Source organism: Kaistia algarum, assembly GCF_026343945.1.
GTDB classification, from domain to species: Bacteria; Pseudomonadota; Alphaproteobacteria; order Rhizobiales; family Kaistiaceae; genus Kaistia; species Kaistia algarum.
Genome location: NZ_JAPKNJ010000003.1, coordinates 83,610 through 107,964, shown reverse-complemented (window position 1 = coordinate 107,964; position 24,355 = coordinate 83,610). Strand labels below are relative to the sequence as shown.

The following is a 24,355-nucleotide window of genomic DNA, read 5'->3' as shown; positions in this document are numbered from 1 at the left end:
ACAAGACGGCTTGGAGGTTCGCCGACCAAGTTCCCCGAAGGGAGGACCCGAGGGGATGCATTCAGGAGGAGAATGAAATGCTGAAGAAGTCCCTTTTGTTGGCGGCCTGTTTCGGCCTTGCCAGCTCCACTGCCTTCGCCGCCTCGGCGTGGACCGGTGGCGACGAACTGCCGACCAATCCGCTCGCCTGCGACGCGACGCCAGGCACGGTATCGGCCAAGCCTTATGACGGCGGCGTGCCCACCAATGCGCCGGATCGCAACGGCAAGAAGATCACCGTGGTCGACATTCCCAAGCTCATCGGCGTCGGCTATTTCGCCGCCACGACGAAGGGCATCCAGGAAGCGGCCAAGGAACTCGGCAATGTCGACGCCAAGACCGACGGTCCGACCAAGGCGAATATCGACGAGCAGATCACCTTCATCGATAACTATGTGACCAGCGGCGTCGATGGCATCCTGTTCGCCGCCAACGACCCTGTCGCCATCGCGCCGGTGCTGAAGAAGGCGCTGGCCGCCGGCATCAACGTCGTCGGCTATGACGCCAACGCCACGCCGGATGCGCGGCAGTGGTTCGTCAACCAGGCCGAGTTCAACGGCATCGCTAAGTCGCTGGTCGACGCGCTCGCCAAGGAAGCCGGCGAGGATGCTGGCTTCGCCATCGTCACCTCGACCTTCACCACGCCGAACCAGGCGCGTTGGATCAACGAGATGTCGGCCTACGCGGCCAAGTGCCACCCCAACATGAAGTGGCTCGAGACGGTCGAGGCGCAGGAGGACAACGTCCTGTCCTTCAACCAGTCCGCGACGCTGATCAACAAGTACGGCGATCAGCTCAAAGGCATCTTCGGCATGACCTCGGTCGCGACTCCGGCCGCCGCCGAAGCCGTCACCCAGGCCGGCCAGTGCGGCAAGATCGCGATTGTCGGCCTCGCGACGCCGAACGCCATGAAGCCCTATGTCGAGAAGGATTGCGTCAAGTCCGTCGTGCTCTGGAACCCGGTCGATCTCGGCTACGCCGCGATGCAGGTCCTGCGCGCCACGGCTGACGGCACGCTGAAGGCGGGCGACGCCTCGGTGAAGGCCGGCAAGCTCGGTGAACTCAAGGTCGTGAACGGTTCCGAGATCCTGCTCGGCGCCCCGTTCATCTTCGACAAGAGCAATATCGCCCAGTTCGATTTCTAGTCTCGAACCAAGGCTTTGGAGCTGGGCGCGGGTCGTGCGATATAGCGCGGCCCGCGTTCCATTGTGCCGGAATCTCCTCCCATGTCCGCTTCGTCCCGCCCGGTCGCCACCGTCGTTCTCGATATCGGCAAGACCAACGCGAAGCTCGCGCTCGTCGATGCCGGGACGCGGACCATCGTCAAGCTCCGCACGACCCCGAACGAAGTGTTGCGCGAGGGCCTCTATCCGCATTTCGACACGGATCGCCTCTGGGCGTGGATCGTCGCCGGACTGACGGAATATGCGAGCGAGGCGGATATACGCTGCATCTCGACGACGACGCATGGCGCCGCCGTCGCCATCCTGAACGAGGACGGCCTTGTCCTGCCGATCCTCGACTATGAGTATAACGGTCCGGATTCGATCGCCGAGGCCTATCGCCCGCTGCGCGGCGCCTTCTGGGAGACGCTGTCGCCGGATTTGCCCGGCGGGCTGAATATCGGCCGCCAGCTCTATTGGCTGGAGGAGACCTTCCCCTCGGCCTTCGGCCGCGCGACGGCCATCCTGCCCTATCCGCAATATTGGGTCTGGCGCCTATCCGGCGCCGTTGCCGCCGAGCCGACCTCACTCGGCTGCCATTCCGACCTCTGGAACCCGGAGGCCGGCACATTCTCGCGCCTCGCCGAAGATCGCGGGTGGGCGAAACTGATCCCAAGCGTCGTCCATCCGTGGGACACGGCCGGCACCATCCGTCCGGCGCTGGCGAAGAAGACCGGCCTCCCGGAGTCGTGCCGCATCGTCGCCGGCATCCATGATTCGAACGCAAGCCTGCTGCCGCATATATTGCGCCGCCGCGCTCCGTTCTCGGTACTGTCGACCGGCACCTGGCTGATCCTGTTCGCCGTCGGCGGTCAGATCGCCCATCTCGATCCGGCGCGCGACTGCCTCGCCAATGTCGATGCGCTCGGCCGCCCCGTGCCATCGGCCCGGTTCATGGCGGGCCGCGAATATGAGCGGCTGACCGGCGGCGACAAGACCGTGCCGACGGCGGGCGAAGTCGAGGCGATCGTGGCGCGCGGCGTCATGGCCCTGCCCTCCTTCGCACCCGGCACCGGCCCCTATGCCTTTCTCGAAGGCCATTGGACGGAAGATCCGGAGACGCTCTCCCCAGGCGAGCGCGCCGCCGGGGCGAGCCTCTATTGCGCCTTGGTGGCGCAGACCTGCCTGGAACTGACCAGCGCCGCCGGCCCGATCGTGGTCGAGGGGCCGCTCGCCAAGAACGCGATCTTCCTCGCCGCACTGGCGAGCCTTATCGGCCGGCCGGTCGTCGCCCGCACCGACGCGACAGGAACGACGGAGGGCGCAGCCCTTCTGGCCGACGGGCCCGAGGGTGCAGGCCCGGGCCTGCCGGATGGCGACCCGATCGCGCCGCTCGCTACCGATATTGCGGGCTATGCCACGGCGTGGCGCGAGGCGCTAGATTAAGCCCGGCCGCGCCTCCTCGCCGATCTGTGTTAAGGAAAGCACGCAGAACCGACGGAAGGAAACCACCGGATGCGCCGTTTCGCCCTGCAAGCCCCCCTTTTCAGCGCCGTCGCCCTGGCATGCCTGATCCTGCCGCCACCCGCTTCCGCCGAGCCGGTCAGTCGCGACAAGGTCGTCGCCGCGCTGCCGATGCTGGACGAACTGGCGGAGGCCGCGATCGCGAGGGGCGAGGTCCCCGGCCTTGCCATTGCCATCGTGCGCGGGGACGAAGTGCTCTACCTGAAGGGCTTCGGCGTCCGCGAGGCGGGCAAGCCCGGCGCGGTCGGTCCGGACACCGTCTTCCAACTCGCCTCGTTCTCGAAGCCGATCTCGGCGACGGTGGTAGCGGCGGTGGTCAGCGAGGGCCATGTCGCCTGGGATTCGAAGATCGCCGATCTCGACCCGACCTTCCGCCTCGCCGACGCCTATCCGACATCGGTGCTGACGGTCGAAGATCTCTTCAATCACCGCAGCGGCCTGCCTGGCCTTGCCGGCAATGAATTGGAAGATCTGGGCTTCGACCAGGCGGAGATCTTGCGCCGCCTCCGCCTCGTGCCGTTGGATGGATTCCGCTCCCATTATTCCTATTCCAATTTCGGCATCACCGAAGGCTCGGTCGCCGTCGCCAAATCGGTCGGCGCGTCATGGCCCGACCTCGCGGAGAAGAAGCTCTACCGCCCGCTTGGCATGAGCGCGACGAGTTCGCGCTACGTCGATTTCGTGGCCCACGAGGATCGCGCCACGCTGCATGCGCAGTTCAACGGCAAATGGACGGCGCTGGCGAAACGCGAGCCCGATGCGCAGTCCCCGGCCGCCGGCGTTTCGTCGACCGCGCGGGACTTGACCCAATGGCTGAAGCTCGAGATCAACAATGGCCGCTTTGAGGGACGCCAGCTCATTGCCGAGGACGCGCTCGCCGCGACCCACCGCCCGCTCATCGACCGCGGCCTCAACCCCGTAACCGGCGCGCACACCTTCTATGGACTTGGCTGGAACGTCGAATTCGGGAAGCACGGCCTGAACTGGGGCCATGCCGGCGCCTTCTCTATGGGCGCCCGCACGCTTGTCAGCATCTTGCCGGACGAGCAGCTCGGGATCGTGGTCCTTGCCAACGCATTCCCTTCCGGCCTGCCCGAAGGCCTCGCCGATTCCTTCTTCGATCAGGTCCTGGACGGGAAGGTCTCGAAGGACTGGACCAAGGATTGGGATGCGGTGTTTGCTGGGCTGTTCGGCCCGGCGATCGAGGCATCGAAGGCGCGGTTTGCGAAGCCGCCGCAACCGGATTCGCCGGCCCTGTCGCTTTCCGCCTATGCCGGGCGCTTCAGCAATGACTATTTCGGCACGGCCCTCATCACCGAAGAGGCAGGCAAGCTGGTACTCGGCCTCGGCCCGGAAGGCAGGCGCCGCTTCCCGCTCGTACCCTTCGAACGCGACCTCTTCCTCCAGCATCCGGCCGAGGAAATGCCGGACTTCTTGTCGACGGTCACCTTCGCGATCGGCTACGACGGCAAAGCCGCGAGCGTTCAGATCGAGAGCCTCGACGATCTGGGCTTCGGGACGTTCAAGCGGGTGGACGACTGACCATAGGCATACATTCCCGTATATCCGCTAGACGGTTTCAACCAATTTCGTTGAAGTTCGTTCGGTGTCAGATTGGCTCCATTGCCGCTGCGGAAACAATGGGAGCTCATCATGACAAAGACGGAAGCCTTGAGCGACGGCCGCGCGGCAACCCGTCTGGCGGTTATGGGTGCCCCGCTCACCCTGCTGCGGATCGAAGGCGCCGTCGCGCTCGCGGCCTCCGCCTGGGCCTATCACCAGTTCGGCGGCAACTGGGCCTGGTTCGCCGGCCTGCTGCTGCTCCCTGATCTGGCGATGCTCTTCTATCTGGCCGGACCCAGAATAGGGGCCGCGGCCTATAATGCGGCGCACACCTATCTGGCCCCCGCCCTGATGGCACTGGCCGGCTTTGTCACCGACCAACCGCTATGGCTCCTCGGTGCACTGATCTGGGCCGCCCATATCGGCATGGACAGGATGCTGGGCTACGGCCTCAAATATGGATCCGGATTCGGCGACACCCATCTCGGGAGAAAGGGCAAGCCGTAGTCAGAGGCTACTCTTCCAACCCGCGGATCGCTTCCAGCGCTTCCAGCCGCTTGGTGCCCGCACCGTTTTCGGCCTTGGCGACTTCGGCGAGCAGGGTTTCGGCGATGAGCATCAGTCCGGCGGAGGAATCCCACACCGACGGCACGGCGACATGGGCGGGCAGGACGTGGCGCGCCACCCGCGAGATCGGCGAAAGCCACTGGTCAGTGACGAGCACCACGATCGCACCGCGCGAGGCTACCCGCTCGGCAAAGGCGAGCAGATCGTCGGAATAACGGCGTATGTCAAAGAGCAGCACGACGTCGCGCTTGTCGATGTCGAGCAACTGATCAAGCCAGGCCGGCGGCTGGCCGGCGAGCCGGCGCACGCGCGGCCGCAGCACGCGCAGATGGACCGTCATATATTCCGCGATCGCGTCGGTGAACCGTCCGCCGAGGAGGTGCACGGCGCGCCGCCCATCGGCGAGCAACGCCGCCACGGTAGCAAGTTCGTCGCGGGGTACATTCGCCGAGGTGGCGCGCAAATTCTCGATGGTGGCGGCGGCGAAATCCGACAGCGGGTCGCCGTGCTGCAAGCGGGCACCCACGCCGGCTCCCTTGGCGAGTGGCGTCTCGCGCTGCGCCGCCAGTTCCGCCTTGAGCGCGTCCTGGAACGAGCCATAGCTGGAGAAGCCCAGCTTGGCGATCATCCGAAGCACGGTCGGCGCGCTGACTCCGGCGGCATCGCCGAACCGCGCCGCCGTGTCGAGGCCGGCCATCGGAAAATCGGCGAGAAGCCGCACGGCCGCGCGCTTCTCGTTCGGCGTCATGCGCGAGAGTTCACGCTTCAGCCGCTCGGCCAAGGACGGCTGGACTTCCTGCGTCACGCTCTCGCCTCCCCATGCCTTATTGGAAGGCACCTGACGCCTTCATTTCAGAATTGACCCCACCATAGGCTGCTGTAACGTATGTTTCAGTGGGGTGACAATCTGGATTCTTGAGCCGGCGTCCGCGAAATCCGGAAGCCGGACCGGATGGTGGGGCGCATCGTTGCCGAAAAGCGCAGAGACGTTCAAGGACGGCAATCCGTTGCTCGCGGTCGATGAGCCGCCTTCTGCCGACTGGCAGGAGGGCGGCGACGGTCCTTTCCTCTTTGTCTGCGAGCATGCATCGAACCGCGTGCCGGTCGCCCTCGGCGATCTTGGGCTTTCGGCCGAACAGTTCGAACGTCACATCGCCTGGGATCCAGGCGCAGCGCCAGTTGCGCGCGGCCTCGCTGCGCGCTTCGGCGGCGCGACCGTGCTGCAGCGCTATTCGCGCCTCGTGATCGACTGCAACCGCGAGCCGCATCTGCCTGACGCGATCACGGTCCTTTCCGAGGATACGCCGATACCCGGCAATGCGCGCCTTTCGCCCGAGGCGCGAAACGCTCGAATCGCCGCGATCTGGGCGCCCTTCCATGGCGCCATCGACCGTGTCGTCAATCGCCGGATCGCCGAAGGTCGCGACACCATCCTCGTGACCGTCCATTCCTTCACGCCGGTCTATCGCGGCGTTCATCGCCCCTGGCATGTCGGTCTCATCTCCACCGACGATCGCCGCATCGCCGGGCCGATGCTCACGCATCTCGCCCGCGGCGGCGACCTCGTCGTCGGCGACAACGAACCCTATTCGCCGAAGGACAATGTCGACTACACGATCCGCCGCCATGGCCGCGAACGCGGCCTGCCGCATGTGATGATCGAAATTCGCAACGACCTGCTTCACTCGTCGCGCGACGTCGATGCCTGGGTACAAGGCCTGGGCGATGCCCTGACTGAGGCGGCGCGCACCATCGGCTTCGCGATCGCGGCGCCGGGAAAGGCACGGTCCAAGGCCTGAGAGGCCGACGAAACCAGGGGATTCGGCGCCGGGAGGCGCGAACGGTCCGATCGAGCGGCAGCAAGACCGCAGACGGACGCGGCGAATGGCAAAGGCCGCGCCATACGCCGTACTTCAGAGGGGCCATGGCTGGATCGGGTGCCGGAACGAGGGGCTCGGCCCGATCGGGACTGTGACGGGAGAAGTCTATGAGCAATGTCGACGGCTATACCGACAAGGACAAGAAGGCGGACATCCACGTCCTTCATTCCATGGGATACGCGCAGGAACTGGAGCGGCGCATGAGCCGCTTCTCGAACTTCGCGATCTCGTTCTCGATCATCTGCATTCTATCGGGCGGCATCAATTCGCTGGCCCAGGCAACCTCGGGCGCCGGCGGTGCGGCGATCGGAATCGGCTGGCCGGTCGGCTGCCTGATATCCGGCGTCTTCGCACTTGCCATGGCGCAGATCGCCTCGGCCTATCCGACGGCCGGCGGCCTCTATCATTGGGGTTCGATCCTCGGCAACCGCTTCACCGGCTGGGTCACCGCCTGGTTCAACCTGCTCGGCCTCGTCACGGTGCTCGGCGCCATCAATGCCGGAACGTGGGGCTTTTTCGCCGGCTCACTGGCTCCGCATCTTGGCATCAACACCGACGCTACGACCTCGGCCGGCTTCGCCAACCAGATCATCTTCGTCGCGCTCATCACGGGCGGCCAGGCGCTGATCAACCATTTCGGCATCCGCCTCACCGCGAAGCTGACGGACTGGTCCGGCTATCTGATCTTCGCAACGGCCATCATCCTGACGATCGTCTGCCTGGCTTCCGCCGGACATCTCGATTTCGCGCGGCTCTTCACCTTCACCAACTATTCGGGCGATGCCGGTGCCGCGGTGTGGCCGCATACGGATTCGATCTGGTACATTTTCCTGCTCGGCCTCTTGATGCCGATCTACACGATCACCGGCTATGACGCCTCGGCGCATACGTCGGAAGAAACCATGAAGGCCGCCCATTCCGTGCCGCGCGGCATGATCATGTCGGTCATCTGGTCGGCCGTGTTCGGCTATCTGATGCTGTGTTCCTTCGTCCTGATGATCCCGAACATGGACGACGCGGCCAAGCAGGGCTGGAACGTCTTCTTCTGGGCCATGGATGCCCAGGTGAACCCCACGATCAAGGTGATCCTCTATCTCGCCATCCTGGTGTCGCAGTTTCTCTGCGGTCTGGCGACGGTGACCTCGGCTTCCCGCATGATCTTCGCCTTCTCGCGTGACGGCGGTCTGCCGGCATCGAAGGCGCTGTCGAAGGTCAGCCCGAAGTTCCGCACGCCGGTGGCGGCGATCTGGACCGCGTCGATCCTCGCCGTCCTGTTCGTCTGGGGCGCCTCTCTCGTGACGTTTGGCGGCTCGACGGCCTATTCGATCGTCGTATCCTGCACGGTCATCTTCCTGTTCTTCTCCTTCGCGATCCCAATCGCGCTCGGGCTCTTCGCCTATGGCACGAAGAAGTGGCCGACCATGGGCCCCTGGAACATGGGCAAGGGGCTGTTTTCGCTGTTCGCCGTGCTCTCGATCATCGCCATGGCCCTGATCTTCTTCATCGGCGTGCAACCGCCGAATGACTGGGCGCTCTACATCACCATCGGCTTCCTGGTCCTGACCGGCATCGTCTGGGTGGCTTTCGAAAGCCGGCGCTTCCAGGGACCGCCGATCGGCGACGTCATCGCCAAGCGCAAGGCCGCCATCGCAGCCGCCGAAAAGGCGGTCGGCGAGACAGGCTGAGTTCGCGTTGCGCAACGCCGTCCCGGTTCAGCCGGGGCGGCCAACTGCCTCGAACCGCGCCACCGGCGAGGTTCGCCAAGCCTGACGGGCCGACGGCCCCAACCGACAAGGAGCCGCCGATGGCCGGAAACATGACGCTGAAGCAACTCGAGGCCGAGATCGAGGCCGGGACGATCGACACCGTCATCGTCGCCTTCCCCGACATGCAGGGCCGGCTGATCGGCAAGCGCTTCACCGGCGCCTTCTTCCTCGACAGCGCCGTCCACGAGACCCATGCCTGCAACTACCTGCTTACCGTCGACATCGATATGGAGCCGGTGCCCGGCTACGAGGCCGCGAGCTGGCAGAAGGGTTATGGCGACTTCGTCTTGAAGCCCGACGCCTCGACGCTGCGCCGCATTCCCTGGCTCGAAGGCACCGCGCTGATGCTCGCCGATGTCTGCGACCATCATGGCGAAGAGCTGCCGCATGCGCCGCGCTCCATGCTGAAGGCGCAGTTGAAGAAGCTCGCCGACCGCAAGATGAGCGCCTTCTTCGCCTCGGAGCTGGAATTCTACGTCTTCGACGAGACCTATGAGACCGCCGACGCCAAGCGCTGGCGCGATCTGAAGACCATGGGCAACTATATCGAGGACTACCACATCTTCCAGACGACCAAGAACGAGCCGCTCCTACGCGCCATACGCAACGGATTGATGGGAGCCGGCATCCCCGTCGAGAACTCCAAGGGCGAATGGGGCCCCGGCCAGGAAGAGGTCAATGTCCGCTACGCCGAGGCTCTGGAGACGGCCGACCGGCACGTCATCCTGAAGAACGGCGTCAAGGAGATCGCCCATCTCCAGAACCGCGCCGTGACCTTCATGGCCAAATGGCGCTACGACCTCGCCGGCTCCTCATCGCACATCCATTCCTCGCTCTGGGATGCGGGTGCGAAGAAGTCGCTGTTCAGCGATGCCAAGGATCCGCTCGGCATGTCGGACACGATGAAACACTGGCTGGCCGGCCATCTCGCCAGCGCCAAGGACTTCACCTATTTCCTGGCGCCCTACATCAATTCCTACAAGCGCTTCCAGGTCGGCACCTTCGCGCCGACCAAGGCGATCTGGTCGATCGACAACCGCACGGCCGGTTTCCGCGTCGTCGGCGAGGGCAAGTCGATCCGCACGGAGTGCCGCATCGGCGGCGCGGACCTCAATCCGTATCTCGCCTTCGCCGCCCTGATCGCCGCCGGCCTCGACGGCATCGACCGCAAGCTGGATCTGGAACCCGCCTTTGCCGGCGATGCCTATGTCGGCAAAAAGCTGCGCGAAGTGCCGAAGACGCTCCGCGACGCGACGACGGCGCTGGAAAAGTCAAAGCTGCTGCGCTCGGCGCTGGGCGACGGCGTCGTCGATCACTATGTGCATACCGCCCGCTGGGAGCAGTTCGAATATGACCGTCGCGTCACGGATTGGGAGTTGCAGCGCGGCTTCGAACGGTACTAGCTGCCGCCACGCATCATCATTCGAGTGACCGCCATGAACGCCCCCGTGCTGAAGATCGTCACCCCCGTCGACGGCTCGCTTTATGCCGAGCGGCCGCTCGCTTCCGAGGCCGAAGTCCTGAAGGCGCTGGAAGCGGCGAAGGCCGCCCAGCGCGAATGGCGGACTTCCTCCATGACCGAGCGGCAGAAGATTGCCGCGGCCTTCGTCGACGCCATGGTGGCCGAGAAGGACAAGGTCGCCGAACTCCTCGCCTGGCAGATGGGCCGGCCGATCCGTTACGGCCATGGCGAGATGCGCGGCTTCGAGGAGCGGGCGCGCTACATGATCGATATCGCGCCGGCAACGCTCGCCGATATCGATGTTGGTCCCAAAGAGGGTTTCAAGCGCTATATCCGCCGCGAGCCGCTCGGCGTTTGCCTGAATCTCCCCGCCTGGAACTTTCCCTACATGACGGCGCTCAATGCGGTGCTGCCCGCGATCCTCGCCGGCAACACTGTCGTCATGAAGCATTCGAGCCAGACGGCGCTGGTCGCCGAGCATTTCGCTTCGGCCTTCGCCAAGGCCGGCCTCTGGCAGGACGTGTTCCAGTTCGTCAATATGAGCCACGAGACGACCGACAAGGTGATCCGCTCCGGCCTCGTCGATCAGGTCGGGTTCACGGGTTCGACCGCTGGCGGCCGCCACATCATGGGCTCGGTCGCCGGCGCGCCGAACTTCCCGGCGACCTGCCTCGAACTCGGCGGCAAGGACCCGGCCTATGTCCGACGGGACGTGAACCTCGCTTTCGCGATCGAGAACATCGTCGATGGCGGTTTCTTCAATTCCGGACAGTCCTGCTGCGCCATGGAGCGCGTCTATGTCCATGAGGCCGTCTATGACGCGTTCGTCGAAGGCGCGGTCGCGACCGTGAACGCCTACAAGCTCGGCAGCCCGACCGATCCGGCGACGACGCTGGGTCCCGTGGTTCGCGCCTCGGCGGCGGCCTTTATCCAGGGCCAGGTCGACGAGGCGATCCGCGCGGGCGCCAAGGCGTTGATCGATCCGAATCACTTCCCCGAAGCGCAGGAAGGCACCGCCTATCTGGCGCCGCAGGTGCTGGTCGAGGTCGACCATTCGATGCGCTTCATGACCGAGGAAACCTTCGGCCCGGCCTTCGGCATCATGAAGGTCAAGTCGGACGAAGAGGCGATCGCCCTCATGAACGATTCCCCCTTCGGCCTCACTGCCGCGATCTGGACCGAGGATGTGGAAGCTGCGGAATCGATCGGCGACCGCATCGAGACCGGCACGGTCTACATGAACCGCTGCGACTTCCTCGATCCGGCCCTGCCCTGGGTCGGCGTCAAGCAGACCGGCCGCGGCGCGACGCTCTCCCGCGTCGGCTATGAGCATCTGACGCGCCCGAAGAGCTTCCATCTGCGGACGAAGACGTCCTGATCCAGACAACCCGACGCATTTCCCTACCCAAGGACGATCCCATGCTCGACCGTTACGCCTCGCTGACCGCGAACTGGTCCTATCCGACCGCCATCCGTTTCGGCGCCGGACGGATCGCCGATCTCGCCGACGCGGTGAAGACGGCCGGCATCGCCCGGCCCCTCTTCGTCACCGACCCCGGCATTGCCGACCTGCCGGTGGTGGCGAAAGCGCTCGCCGTGCTCGACGCCGCCAATGTGCCCTATGCCGTGTTCTCCAGGGTCGACGGCAATCCGACCTTGGCCAATCTCGACGACGGGCTCAAAGCTTACAAGGCTGGCGGCCATGACGGCGTCATCGCCTTCGGCGGCGGCTCGGCCATGGATATCGGCAAGACCATCGCCTTCATGAGTGGCCAGACACGCTCGGTGTTCGATTTCGAGGATCGCGAGGATTGGTGGACGCGAGCGGACCCGAAAGGCATCGCTCCGATCGTCGCCGTCCCGACCACGGCGGGCACCGGTTCGGAAGTCGGCCGCGCCACCGTCGTCACTGACCCCAGCGACCACACCAAGAAGATCATCTTCCATCCGCTGATGCTGCCGAAGGTTGTTATCTCCGACCCCGAGCTCACCGTCGGCCTGCCGGCGAAAATCACCGCCTGGACCGGCATGGATGCGCTGTCGCATTCGCTGGAAGCCTGGTGCAGCCCGTTCTTCCATCCGCTCTCGGCCGGTATTGCGCTGGAAGGCATGCGCCTCGTCAAGGACTGGCTTCCGGCCGCGGTCAAGGACGGCGCCAATATCGACGCTCGCTCCTACATGCTAATCGCCTCGTCCATGGGCGCCGTCGCCTTCCAGAAGGGCCTCGGTGCGATGCACGCCATGAGCCATCCCTGCTCCAGCCTGCGCGGAACGCATCACGGCCTCACCAATGCCGTCGTCATGCCCTATGTGCTGACGCATAACCGGCCGGCGATCGACGAAAAGCTCGCCGCCATGGCCCGTTATCTCGATCTGCCCGGCCAGTCGGCGGCGAGCGTGATCGACTGGGTGCTGGCGCTCCGCAGCGAGCTTGCTATTCCGCATACGCTGAAGGAAATCGGCGTCGACGAGAGCGTGCTGCCGGACGCGGCGAAGATGGCCGAGCATGACCCGTCGAACGGCGGCAATCCGGTGAAGATGGGCACGGCGGAATACGACGTTCTCTTCCGCCAGGCGATCAACGGCGAGATCTGAGCCGCGAAGCCTTCTCCATGCAGCTTGGCGTCAGCGGATGGCCGCTGGCGCCTTGATGAAATCAATGAAGGCCCGCAGCGGCGCCGGCACGAGACGGCGGCCGGGATAGTAGAGGAAGGGTCCTGAGAAGGACGGCCACCAATCCTCCAGCACAGGCTCCAGCGCGCCGCTGATGAAATGAGGGCGGAGCCAGTCCTCGAAGCTGGTGACAATTCCGACGCCGCCGATCGCAGCCTTTATTGCAAGATCGATGGCCCCTGCCGGCTGGACTTCGAGTTGTCCGGTGGGATCGATCCTCACCACCTCGCCGTCGCGCTCGAATTCCCATAAGGGACGAACACCGCTCGAAAAGCGGAAGCGCATGCAGGCGTGGTCCAGCAGATCGTGAGGATGCTGAGGGCGGCCTCGCCGATCGAGATAGGCCGGCGCGGCGGCCGCCCCGAAGCGCTGAATGCGCGGGCCGATCGGCACCGCGATCATGTCCTGCTCCAGCCGCTCATCATATCGGATCCCGGCATCGCAGCCCGCAGCCAGCAGGTCGACGAACTCGTCCTCGGCAGTCACATCCAGCCGGATTTCGGGATAGGCCGCAAGAAATGGCGGTAAGATCTCGGGTAGGACGATCTTCTCTACGCTGACGGGAACGTTCAGCCGTAACGTCCCAGCGGGACGATCTCGAAATCCATGGACGCCGTCGAGCGCCGATTCCACTTCCCTCAGCGCGGGCGCGACGCGCTCCAGGAGATGTCGCCCAGCCTCGGTGGGCAGGACGCTGCGTGTGGTGCGATTGAGCAGACGGACGCCGAGCCGCGTTTCCAACCGCCGTACAGCCTCACTGAGTCCCGACGCGCTCCCCCCGGTGAGTCGCGCTGCGTCGCGGAAGCCGCCAGCCTCAGCCACAGCGACAAAGGAATCGAGATCCCCGAGGTCCGATTTCATCGTTCGATCTTTCGTACAGCCCGTGCAGATAGTGCCCGGTTTTCGTGCGGCGTCGCAAGGCCTAGCTAACGCCTGTCCTCACGGGAGACTGACAATGACCATCCAGACATCCGGAATCTATCGTCTCGGCGACCGCGACGTCACGCGGCTCGGCTATGGCGCCATGCAACTTGCCGGGCCCGGCGTCTTCGGCCCGCCAAAGGACCCGGCGGCGGCTGTCGCCGTATTGCGCGAAGCCGTTGCGCAGGGCGTCGATCATATCGATACCAGCGACTTCTACGGCCCCCACGTCACCAACCGGCTGATCCGCGAAGCCCTTGCTCCCTATGCCGACGATCTGACGATCGTCACCAAGGTCGGCGCGCGGCGCGGAGAAGACGCTTCCTGGATACCTGCGTTCTCGCCGGACGAATTGATCGCCCAGGTGCACGACAATCTGCGCAATCTCGGTGTCGAGACGCTGGATGTTGTCAATCTGCGCATCATCTACGACGTTCATGGCCCCAAGGAAGGACCGATCGAAGCACAGGTCGAGGCGCTCGCCGCCTTGAAGGGGAGCGGCCTGATCCGCCATATCGGCCTCAGCAATGCGACGCGGGCTCAGATCGAGACGGCGCGCGCCATTGCTCCGATCGCCTGCGTGCAGAACCTCTATAATCTGGCCCATCGCGACGACGACGCTCTCATCGACGATCTCGCCCGGGACGGAATCGCCTATGTGCCGTTCTTCCCGCTCGGCGGCTTCACGCCGCTGCAATCCTCGACCTTATCGGAGGTCGCGGCAGAGCTTGGCGCCACACCGATGCAGATCGCGCTCGCCTGGCTGCTCCACCGCGCCCCGAACATCCTGCTCATCCCCGGCACGTCCTCGGTGGCGCACCTGCGGGAGAATCTCGCCGCGGCCGAAATCGAGCTGCCCGAGGCTGCGCTGCGGGCGCTGGATGGGATCGCCGAAGCCACCAAGGCCGGCTGAGCCCTCCTCGCGACCCTCTCCCCATTCGACCGCTCTTGCGCAGCAGCGAAGGAGGCTCCAGAAAGGCGCGGTTCTGCAAGGGAGAGCGTCTTGGGTCCGGAAATCGTCTGCATCGGCGAGCCGATGGTCGAATTGAACCAGCCAAAGCAGGGCGGCGATTTCCACCCCGGCCATGGCGGCGACGCGTCGAACTGCGCCGTCGCCGCCGCGCGCCAGGGCGCCTCGGTCGGCATGATCACCGCACTTGGCGCCGACAGCTTCGGCCAATCCTTCTTCGATCTGTGGCAGGCCGAAGGGATCGACGCGAGCGCGGTGAAGATCGACCCCTCGGCGCCGACCGGGATCTATTTCGTCACCCATGGTCCGGATGGCCATGTCTTCTCCTACCGTCGCGCCGGTTCTGCGGCGAGCCGGCTGACGCCGGAGGAGTTGCCGCTGGATTATGTCCGCAATGCCCGCGTTATCCATGCCTCGGGCATCAGCCAGGCGATCTCGTCGGCCGCGACCGACCTCGTCTTCCTGGCCATGCGCACGGCGCGCAGCGCTGGGACGCTTGTCTCCTACGACACCAATCTGCGGCTCAGGCTCTGGCCGATCGATCGCGCCCGCGCCACCATCCATGCGGCGGCGGGGCTTTCCGACATCCTGAAGACCAGTTCCGAAGATGCGAAGGAACTGGCCGGAACCACCGAGCCGGACCGGATCGCCGACTTCTATCTCCGCCTCGGGCCGAAGATCGTCATCGTCACCATGGGAGCGGAGGGAGCGCTGGTCGCGACGCCAAGCCAGCGCGTGACCGTGCCCGCCATTGCTGTGAAGCCGGTCGATGCGACAGGCGCGGGCGACACGTTCGACGGCGCCTTCCTGTCTGAATATCTACGCGAGGGCGATCCCTTCGCGGCGGCGCGCTATGCCAATGCGGCGGCGGGGCTCGCCACGGAGGGCTACGGCGCCGTCGCACCGATGCCGAGGCGTGCCGCCGTCGAGGCGGCGCTCGTCGGGCGAGGCTGATGCACCCCGCCCGACGATTGGGGATTTGAAGCTAGCTGCCGCTCATGGCGGATAGCAGCTGCGCTTCGTTGTTCTGGAACATCTTCACATAGGTTGGCGCGGGGCCATCGGCAGGCGACAATGCGTCGGAGAAGAGCTCGCCGCCGATTTTGACGCCGGTCTCCTGCGCGATCTGCTTCAGGAGGCGCGGATCGGTGATGTTCTCGACGAAGATCGCCTGGATCTTCTCGTCGCGGATCTGCTTGATGATCGCGGCGATGGCCGAGGCGGAAACTTCGCTCTCGGTGCTGAGGCCTTCCGGCGCGATGAAGGTCACGCCATAGGCGGCGCCGAAATAGCCGAAGGCGTCATGGCTGGTGACGATCTTGCGCTTGGCTTCCGGCAACGCGCCGAAATCCGCCTTGAGCCGGGCATCGATCGTCTGGAGCTTGGCGACGAGCTTGTCGCCATTCGCCTTGTAGTCGGCGGCGTTGGCCGGATCGACCGACGAAAGTCCGGCGACGATATTGTTGACGTAGAGGATGCCGTTGGCAGCATTCTGCCAGGCATGCGGATCAATCGCACGGCCGGAGGAATCCTTGGCGAGTTCCTCGGCCTCGTCCGCATCGCCGGTCCACAGGCGCGGCTCGACGCCGGTCGAGGCGATCACCGTCGTTCCCTTGAAGCCGGAGACGTCGACAAGGCGCTGCAGCCAATGCTCGAGGCCGAGCCCGTTCTCGACGAGAAGGCTGGCGGCACCGAGGGCCTTGGCATCCTTCGGGCTGGGTTCGAAGACATGCGCATCGCCATTCGGGCCCACCAGCGTCGTGACCTCGACATGGTCGCCGCCGACTTCGGCAGCAAGATCACCAAGGACGGAAAAGCTCGCCACCACCTTGACCGGTTCAGCGGCCAGCGCCGTCCCGGCAAGGGAAAGCGCCATGGCAAGCGCGAGGGAAAAACGCTTGAGCTGCATGATTAGGCTCCTGTTTCTCGAATGAGTGTCTCAGCCGCGGAGGTGCCGCGGCCGGAAGGCGCGGGCGAGATAGCTGCCGCGCGTGCCGACAAGGATCGAGCCGGCATGGATGGCGCCGGCGGTCAGGATGATGGCCGGCGAAGAGGGAAGATCGGCGTGAAAGGAGAACAGCAGGCCGACCAGGGAAGAGACGATGCCGATGAGCGCGGCGGCGAGGATCTGCCCGGCTATGCTCTCGCTCCAGAACGAGGCCGAGGCCGCAGGCAGGATGATCAGGCCGACGACCATCAGCGTGCCCAGCGCATTAAAGCCGCCAACGAGGTTGAGCACGACGAGCGCCAGGAACAGGAAATGCACCAGCCCGCCACTGCCGCCGACACTCTTGAGGAAGCCCGGATCGAAACATTCGGCGACCAGCAGGCGGTAGATGAACGCCAGCGTCACCAGCGTTACCGTGGCGATGCCGGCGATCAGGAACAGCGCCGGGTCATCGAGCGCCAACACATTGCCGAACAGCACATGCAGCAGATCGATGTTCGAGCCCTTGAGCGAAACGATCAGCACGCCGAGCCCGAGCGACACCAGATAGAAGGCGGCGAAGCTCGCATCCTCGCGCAGCGGCGTCGAGCGCGAGATCGCGCCCGCCCCCAGCGCCACGAGCAGGCCGGCAATGACGCCGCCCGTGGTCATGGCGAAGAGCGAGAAGCCCGACAGCAGGAAGCCGATCGCGGCGCCCGGCAGGATCGCATGCGCCATCACATCGCCCATCAGGCTCATGCGACGCAGGATCAGGAAGACGCCGATCGGGGCGCCCGAGATCGATAGCGTGACGCAGCCGACCAGCGCGCGCCGCATGAAGCCGAAATCGGCGAACGGCGCCAAGACGAGACTGTAGAAACTCACGCCGCAGGCCTCTCGCAGAGCTCGGCATCGTCCTCGAAGGCTTCCTGCATATGGCGGGAGCGCATGAGATTGGCCTCGGTCAGCGTTTCGGCCGTCGGCCCCCAGGCAACCTTTTCGCGCGCGATCAGCAGCGTCTCGGTCATGTGCTCGCGCACCAGGTCGATGTCGTGCAGCACGGCGATCACGGTCCGGCCCTCACGATGCCAGGCGCAGACGAGGTCCATCAGCGCCTCGGTCGTGCGCGCGTCGATCGCCGTAAAGGGTTCGTCGAGCAGGATCAGCCGTGCATCCTGCAGCAACAGACGGGCGAAGAGCGCACGCTGGAACTGGCCGCCGGAAAGCGAGCCGACACTGCGATCCTCGAAGCCGGAAAGCCCGACCGTCTCGAGCGCCGCCTGGACGTCGGCCATCGCCTTGCCGCCGATGCGGCGGAACGGCCCGAAACGCCGCCACAGGCCCATCGAGGCGAGTTCGATGACGCGCATCGGGAAGGCGCGGTCGAGCGCGCTGAGCTGCGGGAGGTAGGCGATCTCGTTGCGGCGGGCGCCGTCGATCTCGACCCGGCCACTATCCGGCTTGATCAGCCCGACCATTCCCTTCAGGAGCGTCGATTTGCCGGCGCCGTTCGGCCCGACGATCGCCGTGAAAGACCCAGGAGCGAAGCTCCCGGATAGATGATGCACCGCCGGATGGCGGCGATAGGAGAGCGTCAGGTCCGTGCAGCGGACAGAAGGAGCCAAGGTGGAACCCATGTCGTGATCAACCCATAGCCCAGACGACGGCGAGCCAGATCAGCGCGACGACGAGGATCACGAAGAGGAGCCGGTCGAAGGCCGAGGCGAGAAAGAGCCACTCTCCGAACCGCCGCTTGCGCTCGGGCGCGTCGTGATCGTGCCGATGTCCGGTGTGATCGGCGTGAAGCTTGGCCACAACCGGGGCGGCCGCGACCTCAACCTTCTGTGCCGTGTCACTCAACGCTACGCGCATCGCCATGCCAATCCGTCTGCCGTCCTTGGACATATGTTATGTTATATCATTTCATCACTCGCAAGCCCAAATCACGCGGCTGGGGGGCATGCGACAGGATGGCACTCCCGCATCGGCCCGGCGCAAGTCCATTGAAACGAAAGCACTGTCAGGACGGGCGCCTGCAAGTCTAGAATTAGAATAATTTCAATCTCTTGGTATTTCTTGACTTTCGATTTCAACATGCTGAATGGTTCCGCGAGGTTCGCGCCTCCGTCATGGAAACCGGCTAATCTTTCAGCCGGCGCGCGATGAGGTTCCGATGGCGCCCGCTGCGGGACGATCGTTTGGATGCGGGATTGGCAAAGGACGGGACATGGGGACTTTTCGGCGCTGCGGCGCTCAATGCCGCTATCTCGACCGCCGGCCCGAACGACTGGTCGTCGAAGCGTTCCGTCGCTGGAACCGCGGCGGCGAGAGCGGCTCATTCCCCAATTTCCAGCGCACCGCCGATTTCTTCGTCGATGAACTGGGTCCTGTCGAAGGACGCAGGCTGTTCTCCTTGTTCGTCCGCTGGTTGGATACGGTCGGCGCGTTCATGGAGCGGCCGGCACTTTCCAGCCCGTTCGAATGCCCGATGCTGTGTCAGGACGAATGCATGGCCGTCGCCATGATCGCCGCGGCGCAATCCGGCGATCGCGACGGCATTGACGCGGCAACGCGCCGCCTCGTCGCTCCCGAAGGCATCGAGCCGGCGGCGGCGGCGGCCGAGGGCTTCGCCGAGGCCCTCACCGGCTATGGCCACCATCTCCTCCCCGTCCCGGCAGCCATCGTCCGGGACATCGCTGAAAGACCGGAACGCCGGGCGTTCCACTGAGCCTTTTCGAAGGCGCCGTTCCAACGGAGAATTCCATGAACGCTTTCCGACTGATCCTCGGCGCCGCAGCGGCGACGCTGCTGGCGACAGCCGCCTTTGCGGCCGAGCCCCCGACCGCCGACGCCGTGCTGAAGACGTATGGCGACATCGCGCAGGCAAAATATGAGGACGCCCTCGCCGGCGCGAAGACACTCGGGACGGCGGTCGACGCGCTGATCGCTTCGCCCTCGCAGGCGACGCTCGATGCGGCCCGCTCGGCCTGGATCGCTTCGCGCCCCGCCTATATGGAAACCGAGGGCTATCGCTTCGGCAACGCGATCGTCGACGATTGGGAAGGCCGCGTGAACTCCTGGCCGCTCGACGAAGGCCTCATCGACTATGTCGATCCCAAGACCTATGGCGACAGCTCGGACGCGAACCCGCTCTATACCGCGAACGTCATCGCCAACAAGGAAATCCAGATCGGCCCGGACAAGGTCGACGCCACGGTGATCAATGCGGAACTGCTGAACAAGCTTCAGGAGGCGGGCGACGTCTCGGCCAATGTGGCGACCGGCTATCACGCGATCGAGTTCCTGCTCTGGGGCCAGGACCTGAACGGCAATGGTCCGGGCGCCGGCAACCGCCCCGCCACCGACTACGACACCCAGAATTGCACCAATGGCAATTGCGATCGCCGCGCCGCCTATCTCAAGGCCGCGACCGAATTGCTCGCTGCCGATCTCGCTGAAATGGTGGCCGACTGGCAGCCGGACGGCGCGGCCCGCAAGCAGCTCGCCGAAAAGGGTGCCGATGGCGGTCTCGCGACGATCCTGACCGGTATCGGGTCGCTCTCCTATGGCGAACTCGCCGGCGAGCGCACCAAGCTGGCCTTGCTTCTGCACGATCCGGAAGAGGAGCATGACTGCTTCTCCGACAACACTGCCAACAGCCACTACTATGATCAGGCCGGCATGGTCTCGATCTGGCAGGCCAGCTACAAGCGGACGGACGGCACGGTCGTCTCGGGCGCGAGCCTGCGCGACTATGTCGACGCCAAGCACCCCGAAGCGGCCAAGCGTCTCGACGAGGCGATGGCGGCGGCGACTGCCAAGATGCAGGTCCTGAAGGATACGTCCGACGGCGGCGAGAAGTTCGACCAGATGATCGCGGCTGGCAACGACAAGGGCAACAAGATCGTCGAGGACGTGGTTGACACGCTCGTGGCACAGGCCCGCGCGACCGAAGGCGTCGTTTCCGCCCTCGGCCTGACGATCAAGCTCGAGGGATCGGACAGCCTCGACAATCCGGCCGCGGTCGCGCAATAGGCCGCATAGACCGGGGCGCCACGGCGCCCTAAAGAGGTCCCGGCTGGGCCGGGGGGCGGCCGGGACCTCGCTTCACAGGCGGACGATCATGATTTCGCGTCGCACGCTGCTCTCCGGCGCGGCTGGACTGGCCGGAACCGCGCTCCTCGGCAACGCCAGCGGCGCAAGGGCCTTCACCCGCCCGCTCGCTCCCGTGGCGCGTCCCGGCGACGAAAAGGTGGTGAGGCTGGATCTCATCGCGAAGGAGCACAGCCTGTCGCTGCCCTGCTTCGATGGCCATGACCTGCCGCTCTGGACCTTTGCCGACCAGGCCCTGCCGCCGGTCGTACGCCTCAATCTCGGCGACCGACTCGATACGCACCTCGTCAATGGATTGACCAGGCCGGGCGAGCATGTCTCGATCCACTGGCACGGCATCCGCCTGCCGAACGACCAGGACGGCGTGCCCTATCTGGTGCAGCCGCCTGTCGAGCCCGGCGCCAGCTATGATTATTCCTTCGTGCCGCCCGATACCGGCACCTTCTTCTTCCACACCCATTGCAACACCGTGGAACAGCTCGGCCGCGGGCTCGCCGGCATCCTGATCATCGATGGCGACGCGCCCGAGCCCTATGACCATGACCAGCTCGTCGTCCTGCGCGACTGGCGGCTGGATGAGGCGAGAAGCGCCTTCCTTCCGTTCCTGACGCTCGCCGGTGCCGGCCGCGCCGGCAGCTTCGGCACGGTTCGCAGCGTCAACGGCGCCACCAACCCCGAAATTCCGCTCCCCGCCGTCGCGGATGTGCGGCTGCGCATCATCAATGTCGATGCCACCCGCATTTCCGAGGTTGGGATCGAGGGCGCGGAGGCGGCGGTCGTCGCGATCGACGGCCTCGCGTGCGCCCCCTTCCCGCTCCGTTCCTGGAAGATGGGCCCAGCCATGCGGATCGATGTGGTCATCCGTACGCCGGCCGATGGCGGCACCGCGACGCTCTATGATTATTTCGCGGCCAAGCCCGTGCCGCTCGCCCGTTTCGCCGCCCATGGCGCGCCGAGGCGGACCGGTGACTTCGACCCGGCGCCGCTCGCCGCCGCGCGGATCGCCAAGCCAGACCTCGAGGCTGCCGAGACCATTCCCTTCAGTTTCTCGGCAACCGCGACCGGCAGCAGCGTCGCCGCCGCGGCCGGCGATGACGGCCTGCCGCTGGGGTCGCTGTGCCTGTCGGCCGCCAATCTCTGGGCGATCAACCAGTCGTCCTGGCCGGGCACCGGCATGGACAAGCTGCCGCCGCCACTGGTGCGCCTGGAACGCGGCCGCAGCTATCGCATGCAGCTTCGCAACGCGACGCCGCAAATGCATCCGATCCATATCCACGGCCATTCCTGGACCGTTCTGGGATCGAACAAGCGGGTGCTGCCGCCGCACTTTGCCGACACCGTCCTGCTGCTGCCGAACGAGAAGATCGACGTCGCCTTCGTCGCCGACAATCCGGGTCGCTGGATGATGCACTGTCACATCATCGAGCATCAGGAGACCGGCATGATGGGCTGGTACGACGTCGCGTGATCCGCCTCGCCGCCCTGGCCGCCAGCGCGTCCATCGTGTTCGCGGGGAGCGTTCTGGCGGGATCGCCCGATCACGGGCTCGACTTTGCGCTTGGCAAGGCGCTGTTCCATCGGATGTGGGTCCAGGCCCCCTCCTCCACCAAGGCGAATGACGGCCTCGGTCCCCTCTTCAACGAGAAGAGCTGCGCCAGTTGCCATAGCGGCACCGCGCTTTCCGCTTCGATCCTCGTGACCTCGGACGGGTCGATCACGGATCGCGGCCTTGCCGTGCGCCTCGGCGATGTCGAAGGCAATCCCGACCCGACCTATGGTCGCCAGATCCAGCCGCGATCGGTAACCGGCATCGTCAGCGAGGGCCGTGTCGCCTATCGCCTCGGAGGCAATCCGCCACGCGTGACGCCGAGCTTCACGCCCGAGCGGGGGCCGCTGGCCGCGACGACGCATATGAGCGTGCGCCAGGCTCCAGCGCTACGCGGCATCGGCGCGCTCGGCGCGGTCGACGAAGCGGCGGTCGAACGGATCGCCGCGGAGCAGCGCGCCGCTGGCGACGGCCCCTCCGGACGGCCCCGCTATGTGACGCGCGACGGCAAGCGACAGCTCGGCCGCTATGGCTGGAAGGCGGCGGCGCCGACCATCGCGGCGCAGACGGCCGACGCCTTCGGCCTTGATATCGGCATGTCGAGCCCGCTCTTTCCCCATCCTTATGGCGATTGCACGAAGGCCGAGCCCGACTGCCTCGCGGCACCGAACGGGCGGGACGCCAGCTTCGACGGCGAGGAGATCTCGAACCAGATGATTGGCCTCCTCACCGCCTATATCGATGGCCTGAAGGCACCTGCGCCGGTTCCCGATGCCCGTGGCGAGGCCCTGTTCGCCGCGACCGGCTGCGCCGCCTGCCACGTGCCGGACATGCCTGCCATGGGCGGCGGGACGGTCAGGATCTTCTCCGATCTGCTGCTGCACGATATGGGCCCCGGGTTGGACGATGGTGTCGCCGAGCCGGGCGCGTTGTCATCGGAATGGCGCACGGCTCCCTTATTGACGCTTTCCGTTCGCCGTGCGCCCGATCGGCGTTATCTTCACGACGGAAGGGCTGCGACGATCGCGGACGCCGTCTCCGCTCACGGAGGGGAGGCCGAGGCGGCCCGCTCCCGTTTCATGGCTCTATCCCCGGATGACCGGGCTGCGCTGATCGCCTATCTGGAAACATTATGATCGCCATCACCAAGCGCCTCTTCCTGCTCTCGCCGTTGATGATGCTGGCCGGCAAGGCATTCGCGCGCCAGCAGGCGCAGTTCGACACGCCGCCGGTCATCGACGAGGCGGCCTTCCGCGCCGTGACGGCGAAGTCGATCGACGCCTATATCCTGCCCGCTTATGGCACGCTCAAGCAGAGCACCGCGGTTCTCGCCAAGGTGCTCGCCGAAAGCTGCAAGGCGCCCTCCGCGACGCCCTCGGCCGAGGTTACAGCGGCGTTCGAGGCGGTCCTGCTCGCGTGGGCCGGCGTCGATTTCTTCCGCTTCGGCCCGATCGCCGAGCAAGGCCGCCATGAGCGCTTCTCCTTCCTGCCCGATCCGCATGGAACCGGCGCGCGGCAATTGCGCAAGATCCTCGCCGAGCCGGATCCGGCGCTGCTTCAGCCGGGCGCGGTCGCCAAGCTCTCCGCCGCGGTCCAGGGCCTGCCGGTGCTGGAGAGCCTCCTCTGGGCCAGCGAAAGCGCCACGGAATCGCTCGACTATCGTTGCCAGCTTGCCGTCCGCATCGCCGAAAACCTCGACGCCATCGCCGCCGAGACGCTGGAGGGCTGGACCAAGGCGGATGGCTGGAAAGCGCTGATGCTCTCGCCCGGTGGCAGCAACATCGTCTATCGCGACGTCACCGAGCCGGTGGTCGAGATCCTGAAATCGATCGGTGTCGGTGCGCTGCAACTACGCGACCAGCGCCTTCTGCCGGCACTCGGCAAATCCTTCGACGCGGCCAAGCCGGCGCGCGGCGTCTTCGTCCGATCGGGGATGACCTTGCCCTATCTGCGCGCCTCTGCCGTCGCTATCGGCAATCTCGTCCAGGATTCCGACCTGTTGAGTCTGGCGCCGAAGGAACAGACGGCGCTGAAGGCCGAGACCGACACGGCGCTCACGACCTTCGAGACGTCGCTGGATGTCGGCGATGACTGGACCAAGGCGCTGCAGACCAAGGCGAGCTATGACAAGCTGCGCGTCGGCTTCGACGTGCTGAAGAAGGTCGAGGACATCTACAACTATTCCTTCCCCGTCGCCGCCGGTATCTCGCCCGGCTTCAACGCGCTGGACGGCGACTGATC

At 65.5% G+C, this 24,355-nt stretch carries 22 protein-coding genes; 16 read left to right on the top strand and 6 right to left on the bottom strand.

What is annotated here, in order from left to right; all coding sequences use genetic code 11:
- Nucleotides 1-80 precede the first annotated feature (80 nt).
- From OSH05_RS18825 to OSH05_RS18810, 4 genes are all read left to right on the top strand, one after another.
- Nucleotides 81-1,184: an autoinducer 2 ABC transporter substrate-binding protein gene (locus OSH05_RS18825; protein ID WP_407660445.1), complete on the top strand. Its 1,104-nt coding sequence runs from the start codon at nt 81-83 to the stop codon at nt 1,182-1,184.
- Nucleotides 1,185-1,265: 81 nt separating this feature from the next.
- Entirely contained in the window at nt 1,266-2,648 is a 1,383-nt protein-coding gene (locus OSH05_RS18820; RefSeq protein ID WP_104218110.1) for an FGGY-family carbohydrate kinase, read from the top strand.
- 69 nt (nt 2,649-2,717) lie between these two features.
- A complete protein-coding gene (locus OSH05_RS18815; protein ID WP_104218111.1) occupies nt 2,718-4,268 on the top strand; it encodes a serine hydrolase in 1,551 nt (516 codons plus the stop codon).
- A 111-nt stretch (nt 4,269-4,379) separates the two neighbouring features.
- Nucleotides 4,380-4,796 carry a DUF4260 domain-containing protein gene (locus OSH05_RS18810; protein ID WP_104218112.1) on the top strand — a complete coding sequence of 139 codons (417 nt, stop codon included), beginning with the start codon at nt 4,380-4,382 and terminating at the stop codon, nt 4,794-4,796.
- A gap of 7 nt (nt 4,797-4,803) precedes the next feature.
- Here the strand turns inward: OSH05_RS18810 and OSH05_RS18805 are convergent, their stop codons facing one another.
- Nucleotides 4,804-5,661, bottom strand: coding sequence for a MurR/RpiR family transcriptional regulator (locus tag OSH05_RS18805; protein ID WP_266352792.1), 858 nt, complete (start codon nt 5,659-5,661; stop codon nt 4,804-4,806).
- A gap of 163 nt (nt 5,662-5,824) precedes the next feature.
- Here OSH05_RS18805 and OSH05_RS18800 point away from each other — a divergent pair, with 163 nt between their 5' ends.
- The 5 genes from OSH05_RS18800 to OSH05_RS18780 all read left to right on the top strand — a co-directional run bounded on the left by OSH05_RS18800 (nt 5,825) and on the right by OSH05_RS18780 (nt 12,559).
- Entirely contained in the window at nt 5,825-6,655 is an 831-nt protein-coding gene (locus OSH05_RS18800) for an N-formylglutamate amidohydrolase (RefSeq protein ID WP_165801512.1), read from the top strand.
- A 188-nt stretch (nt 6,656-6,843) separates the two neighbouring features.
- Nucleotides 6,844-8,421 carry an amino acid permease gene (locus OSH05_RS18795; RefSeq protein WP_104218114.1) on the top strand — a complete coding sequence of 526 codons (1,578 nt, stop codon included), beginning with the start codon at nt 6,844-6,846 and terminating at the stop codon, nt 8,419-8,421.
- A 119-nt stretch (nt 8,422-8,540) separates the two neighbouring features.
- Nucleotides 8,541-9,905, top strand: coding sequence for a glutamine synthetase family protein (locus tag OSH05_RS18790; protein ID WP_104218115.1), 1,365 nt, complete (start codon nt 8,541-8,543; stop codon nt 9,903-9,905).
- 33 nt (nt 9,906-9,938) lie between these two features.
- Nucleotides 9,939-11,342: an aldehyde dehydrogenase family protein gene (locus tag OSH05_RS18785; RefSeq protein ID WP_104218116.1), complete on the top strand. Its 1,404-nt coding sequence runs from the start codon at nt 9,939-9,941 to the stop codon at nt 11,340-11,342.
- Nucleotides 11,343-11,383: 41 nt separating this feature from the next.
- Nucleotides 11,384-12,559: an iron-containing alcohol dehydrogenase gene (locus tag OSH05_RS18780; protein WP_104218117.1), complete on the top strand. Its 1,176-nt coding sequence runs from the start codon at nt 11,384-11,386 to the stop codon at nt 12,557-12,559.
- A gap of 30 nt (nt 12,560-12,589) precedes the next feature.
- Here the strand turns inward: OSH05_RS18780 and OSH05_RS18775 are convergent, their stop codons facing one another.
- A complete protein-coding gene (locus OSH05_RS18775; RefSeq protein WP_104218118.1) occupies nt 12,590-13,498 on the bottom strand; it encodes a LysR family transcriptional regulator in 909 nt (302 codons plus the stop codon).
- Between the two features lie 94 nt (nt 13,499-13,592).
- Between OSH05_RS18775 and OSH05_RS18770 the strand changes: the two genes are divergently transcribed.
- The gene (locus OSH05_RS18770; RefSeq protein ID WP_104218119.1) at nt 13,593-14,471 is read left to right on the top strand and encodes an aldo/keto reductase family oxidoreductase; all 879 of its coding nucleotides are present in this window, start codon (nt 13,593-13,595) and stop codon (nt 14,469-14,471) included.
- 90 nt (nt 14,472-14,561) lie between these two features.
- Nucleotides 14,562-15,482 (top strand): sugar kinase, encoded by a 921-nt coding sequence (locus OSH05_RS18765; RefSeq protein WP_211199043.1) that lies wholly within the window; start codon nt 14,562-14,564, stop codon nt 15,480-15,482.
- A 31-nt stretch (nt 15,483-15,513) separates the two neighbouring features.
- On the opposite strand, the gene OSH05_RS18760 is transcribed toward OSH05_RS18765, so the two are convergent.
- Genes OSH05_RS18760 through OSH05_RS18745 form a run of 4 tightly spaced genes read right to left on the bottom strand, consistent with a single transcriptional unit; the run spans nt 15,514 to nt 18,360 of the window.
- Nucleotides 15,514-16,437 (bottom strand): metal ABC transporter substrate-binding protein, encoded by a 924-nt coding sequence (locus OSH05_RS18760; protein WP_104218120.1) that lies wholly within the window; start codon nt 16,435-16,437, stop codon nt 15,514-15,516.
- 30 nt (nt 16,438-16,467) lie between these two features.
- Nucleotides 16,468-17,292: a metal ABC transporter permease gene (locus OSH05_RS18755; protein WP_104218236.1), complete on the bottom strand. Its 825-nt coding sequence runs from the start codon at nt 17,290-17,292 to the stop codon at nt 16,468-16,470.
- Nucleotides 17,293-17,336: 44 nt separating this feature from the next.
- Entirely contained in the window at nt 17,337-18,092 is a 756-nt protein-coding gene (gene aztA / locus OSH05_RS18750) for a zinc ABC transporter ATP-binding protein AztA (protein ID WP_104218121.1), read from the bottom strand.
- A gap of 7 nt (nt 18,093-18,099) precedes the next feature.
- Nucleotides 18,100-18,360: a hypothetical protein gene (locus tag OSH05_RS18745; protein ID WP_266352787.1), complete on the bottom strand. Its 261-nt coding sequence runs from the start codon at nt 18,358-18,360 to the stop codon at nt 18,100-18,102.
- Nucleotides 18,361-18,682: 322 nt separating this feature from the next.
- Between OSH05_RS18745 and OSH05_RS18740 the strand changes: the two genes are divergently transcribed.
- The 5 genes from OSH05_RS18740 to OSH05_RS18720 all read left to right on the top strand — a co-directional run bounded on the left by OSH05_RS18740 (nt 18,683) and on the right by OSH05_RS18720 (nt 24,353).
- Nucleotides 18,683-19,183, top strand: coding sequence for a hypothetical protein (locus OSH05_RS18740; RefSeq protein ID WP_104218123.1), 501 nt, complete (start codon nt 18,683-18,685; stop codon nt 19,181-19,183).
- 35 nt (nt 19,184-19,218) lie between these two features.
- Nucleotides 19,219-20,490 (top strand): imelysin family protein, encoded by a 1,272-nt coding sequence (locus OSH05_RS18735; protein WP_104218124.1) that lies wholly within the window; start codon nt 19,219-19,221, stop codon nt 20,488-20,490.
- Between the two features lie 88 nt (nt 20,491-20,578).
- Nucleotides 20,579-22,036, top strand: coding sequence for a multicopper oxidase family protein (locus tag OSH05_RS18730; protein ID WP_104218125.1), 1,458 nt, complete (start codon nt 20,579-20,581; stop codon nt 22,034-22,036).
- Nucleotides 22,033-23,250 (top strand): di-heme oxidoredictase family protein, encoded by a 1,218-nt coding sequence (locus tag OSH05_RS18725; RefSeq protein WP_266352786.1) that lies wholly within the window; start codon nt 22,033-22,035, stop codon nt 23,248-23,250. The genes OSH05_RS18730 and OSH05_RS18725 overlap by 4 nt, the downstream gene beginning before the upstream one ends.
- The gene (locus tag OSH05_RS18720; RefSeq protein WP_104218126.1) at nt 23,247-24,353 is read left to right on the top strand and encodes an imelysin family protein; all 1,107 of its coding nucleotides are present in this window, start codon (nt 23,247-23,249) and stop codon (nt 24,351-24,353) included. Before OSH05_RS18725 ends, OSH05_RS18720 begins: the two co-directional genes overlap by 4 nt.
- Nucleotides 24,354-24,355 lie beyond the last annotated feature (2 nt).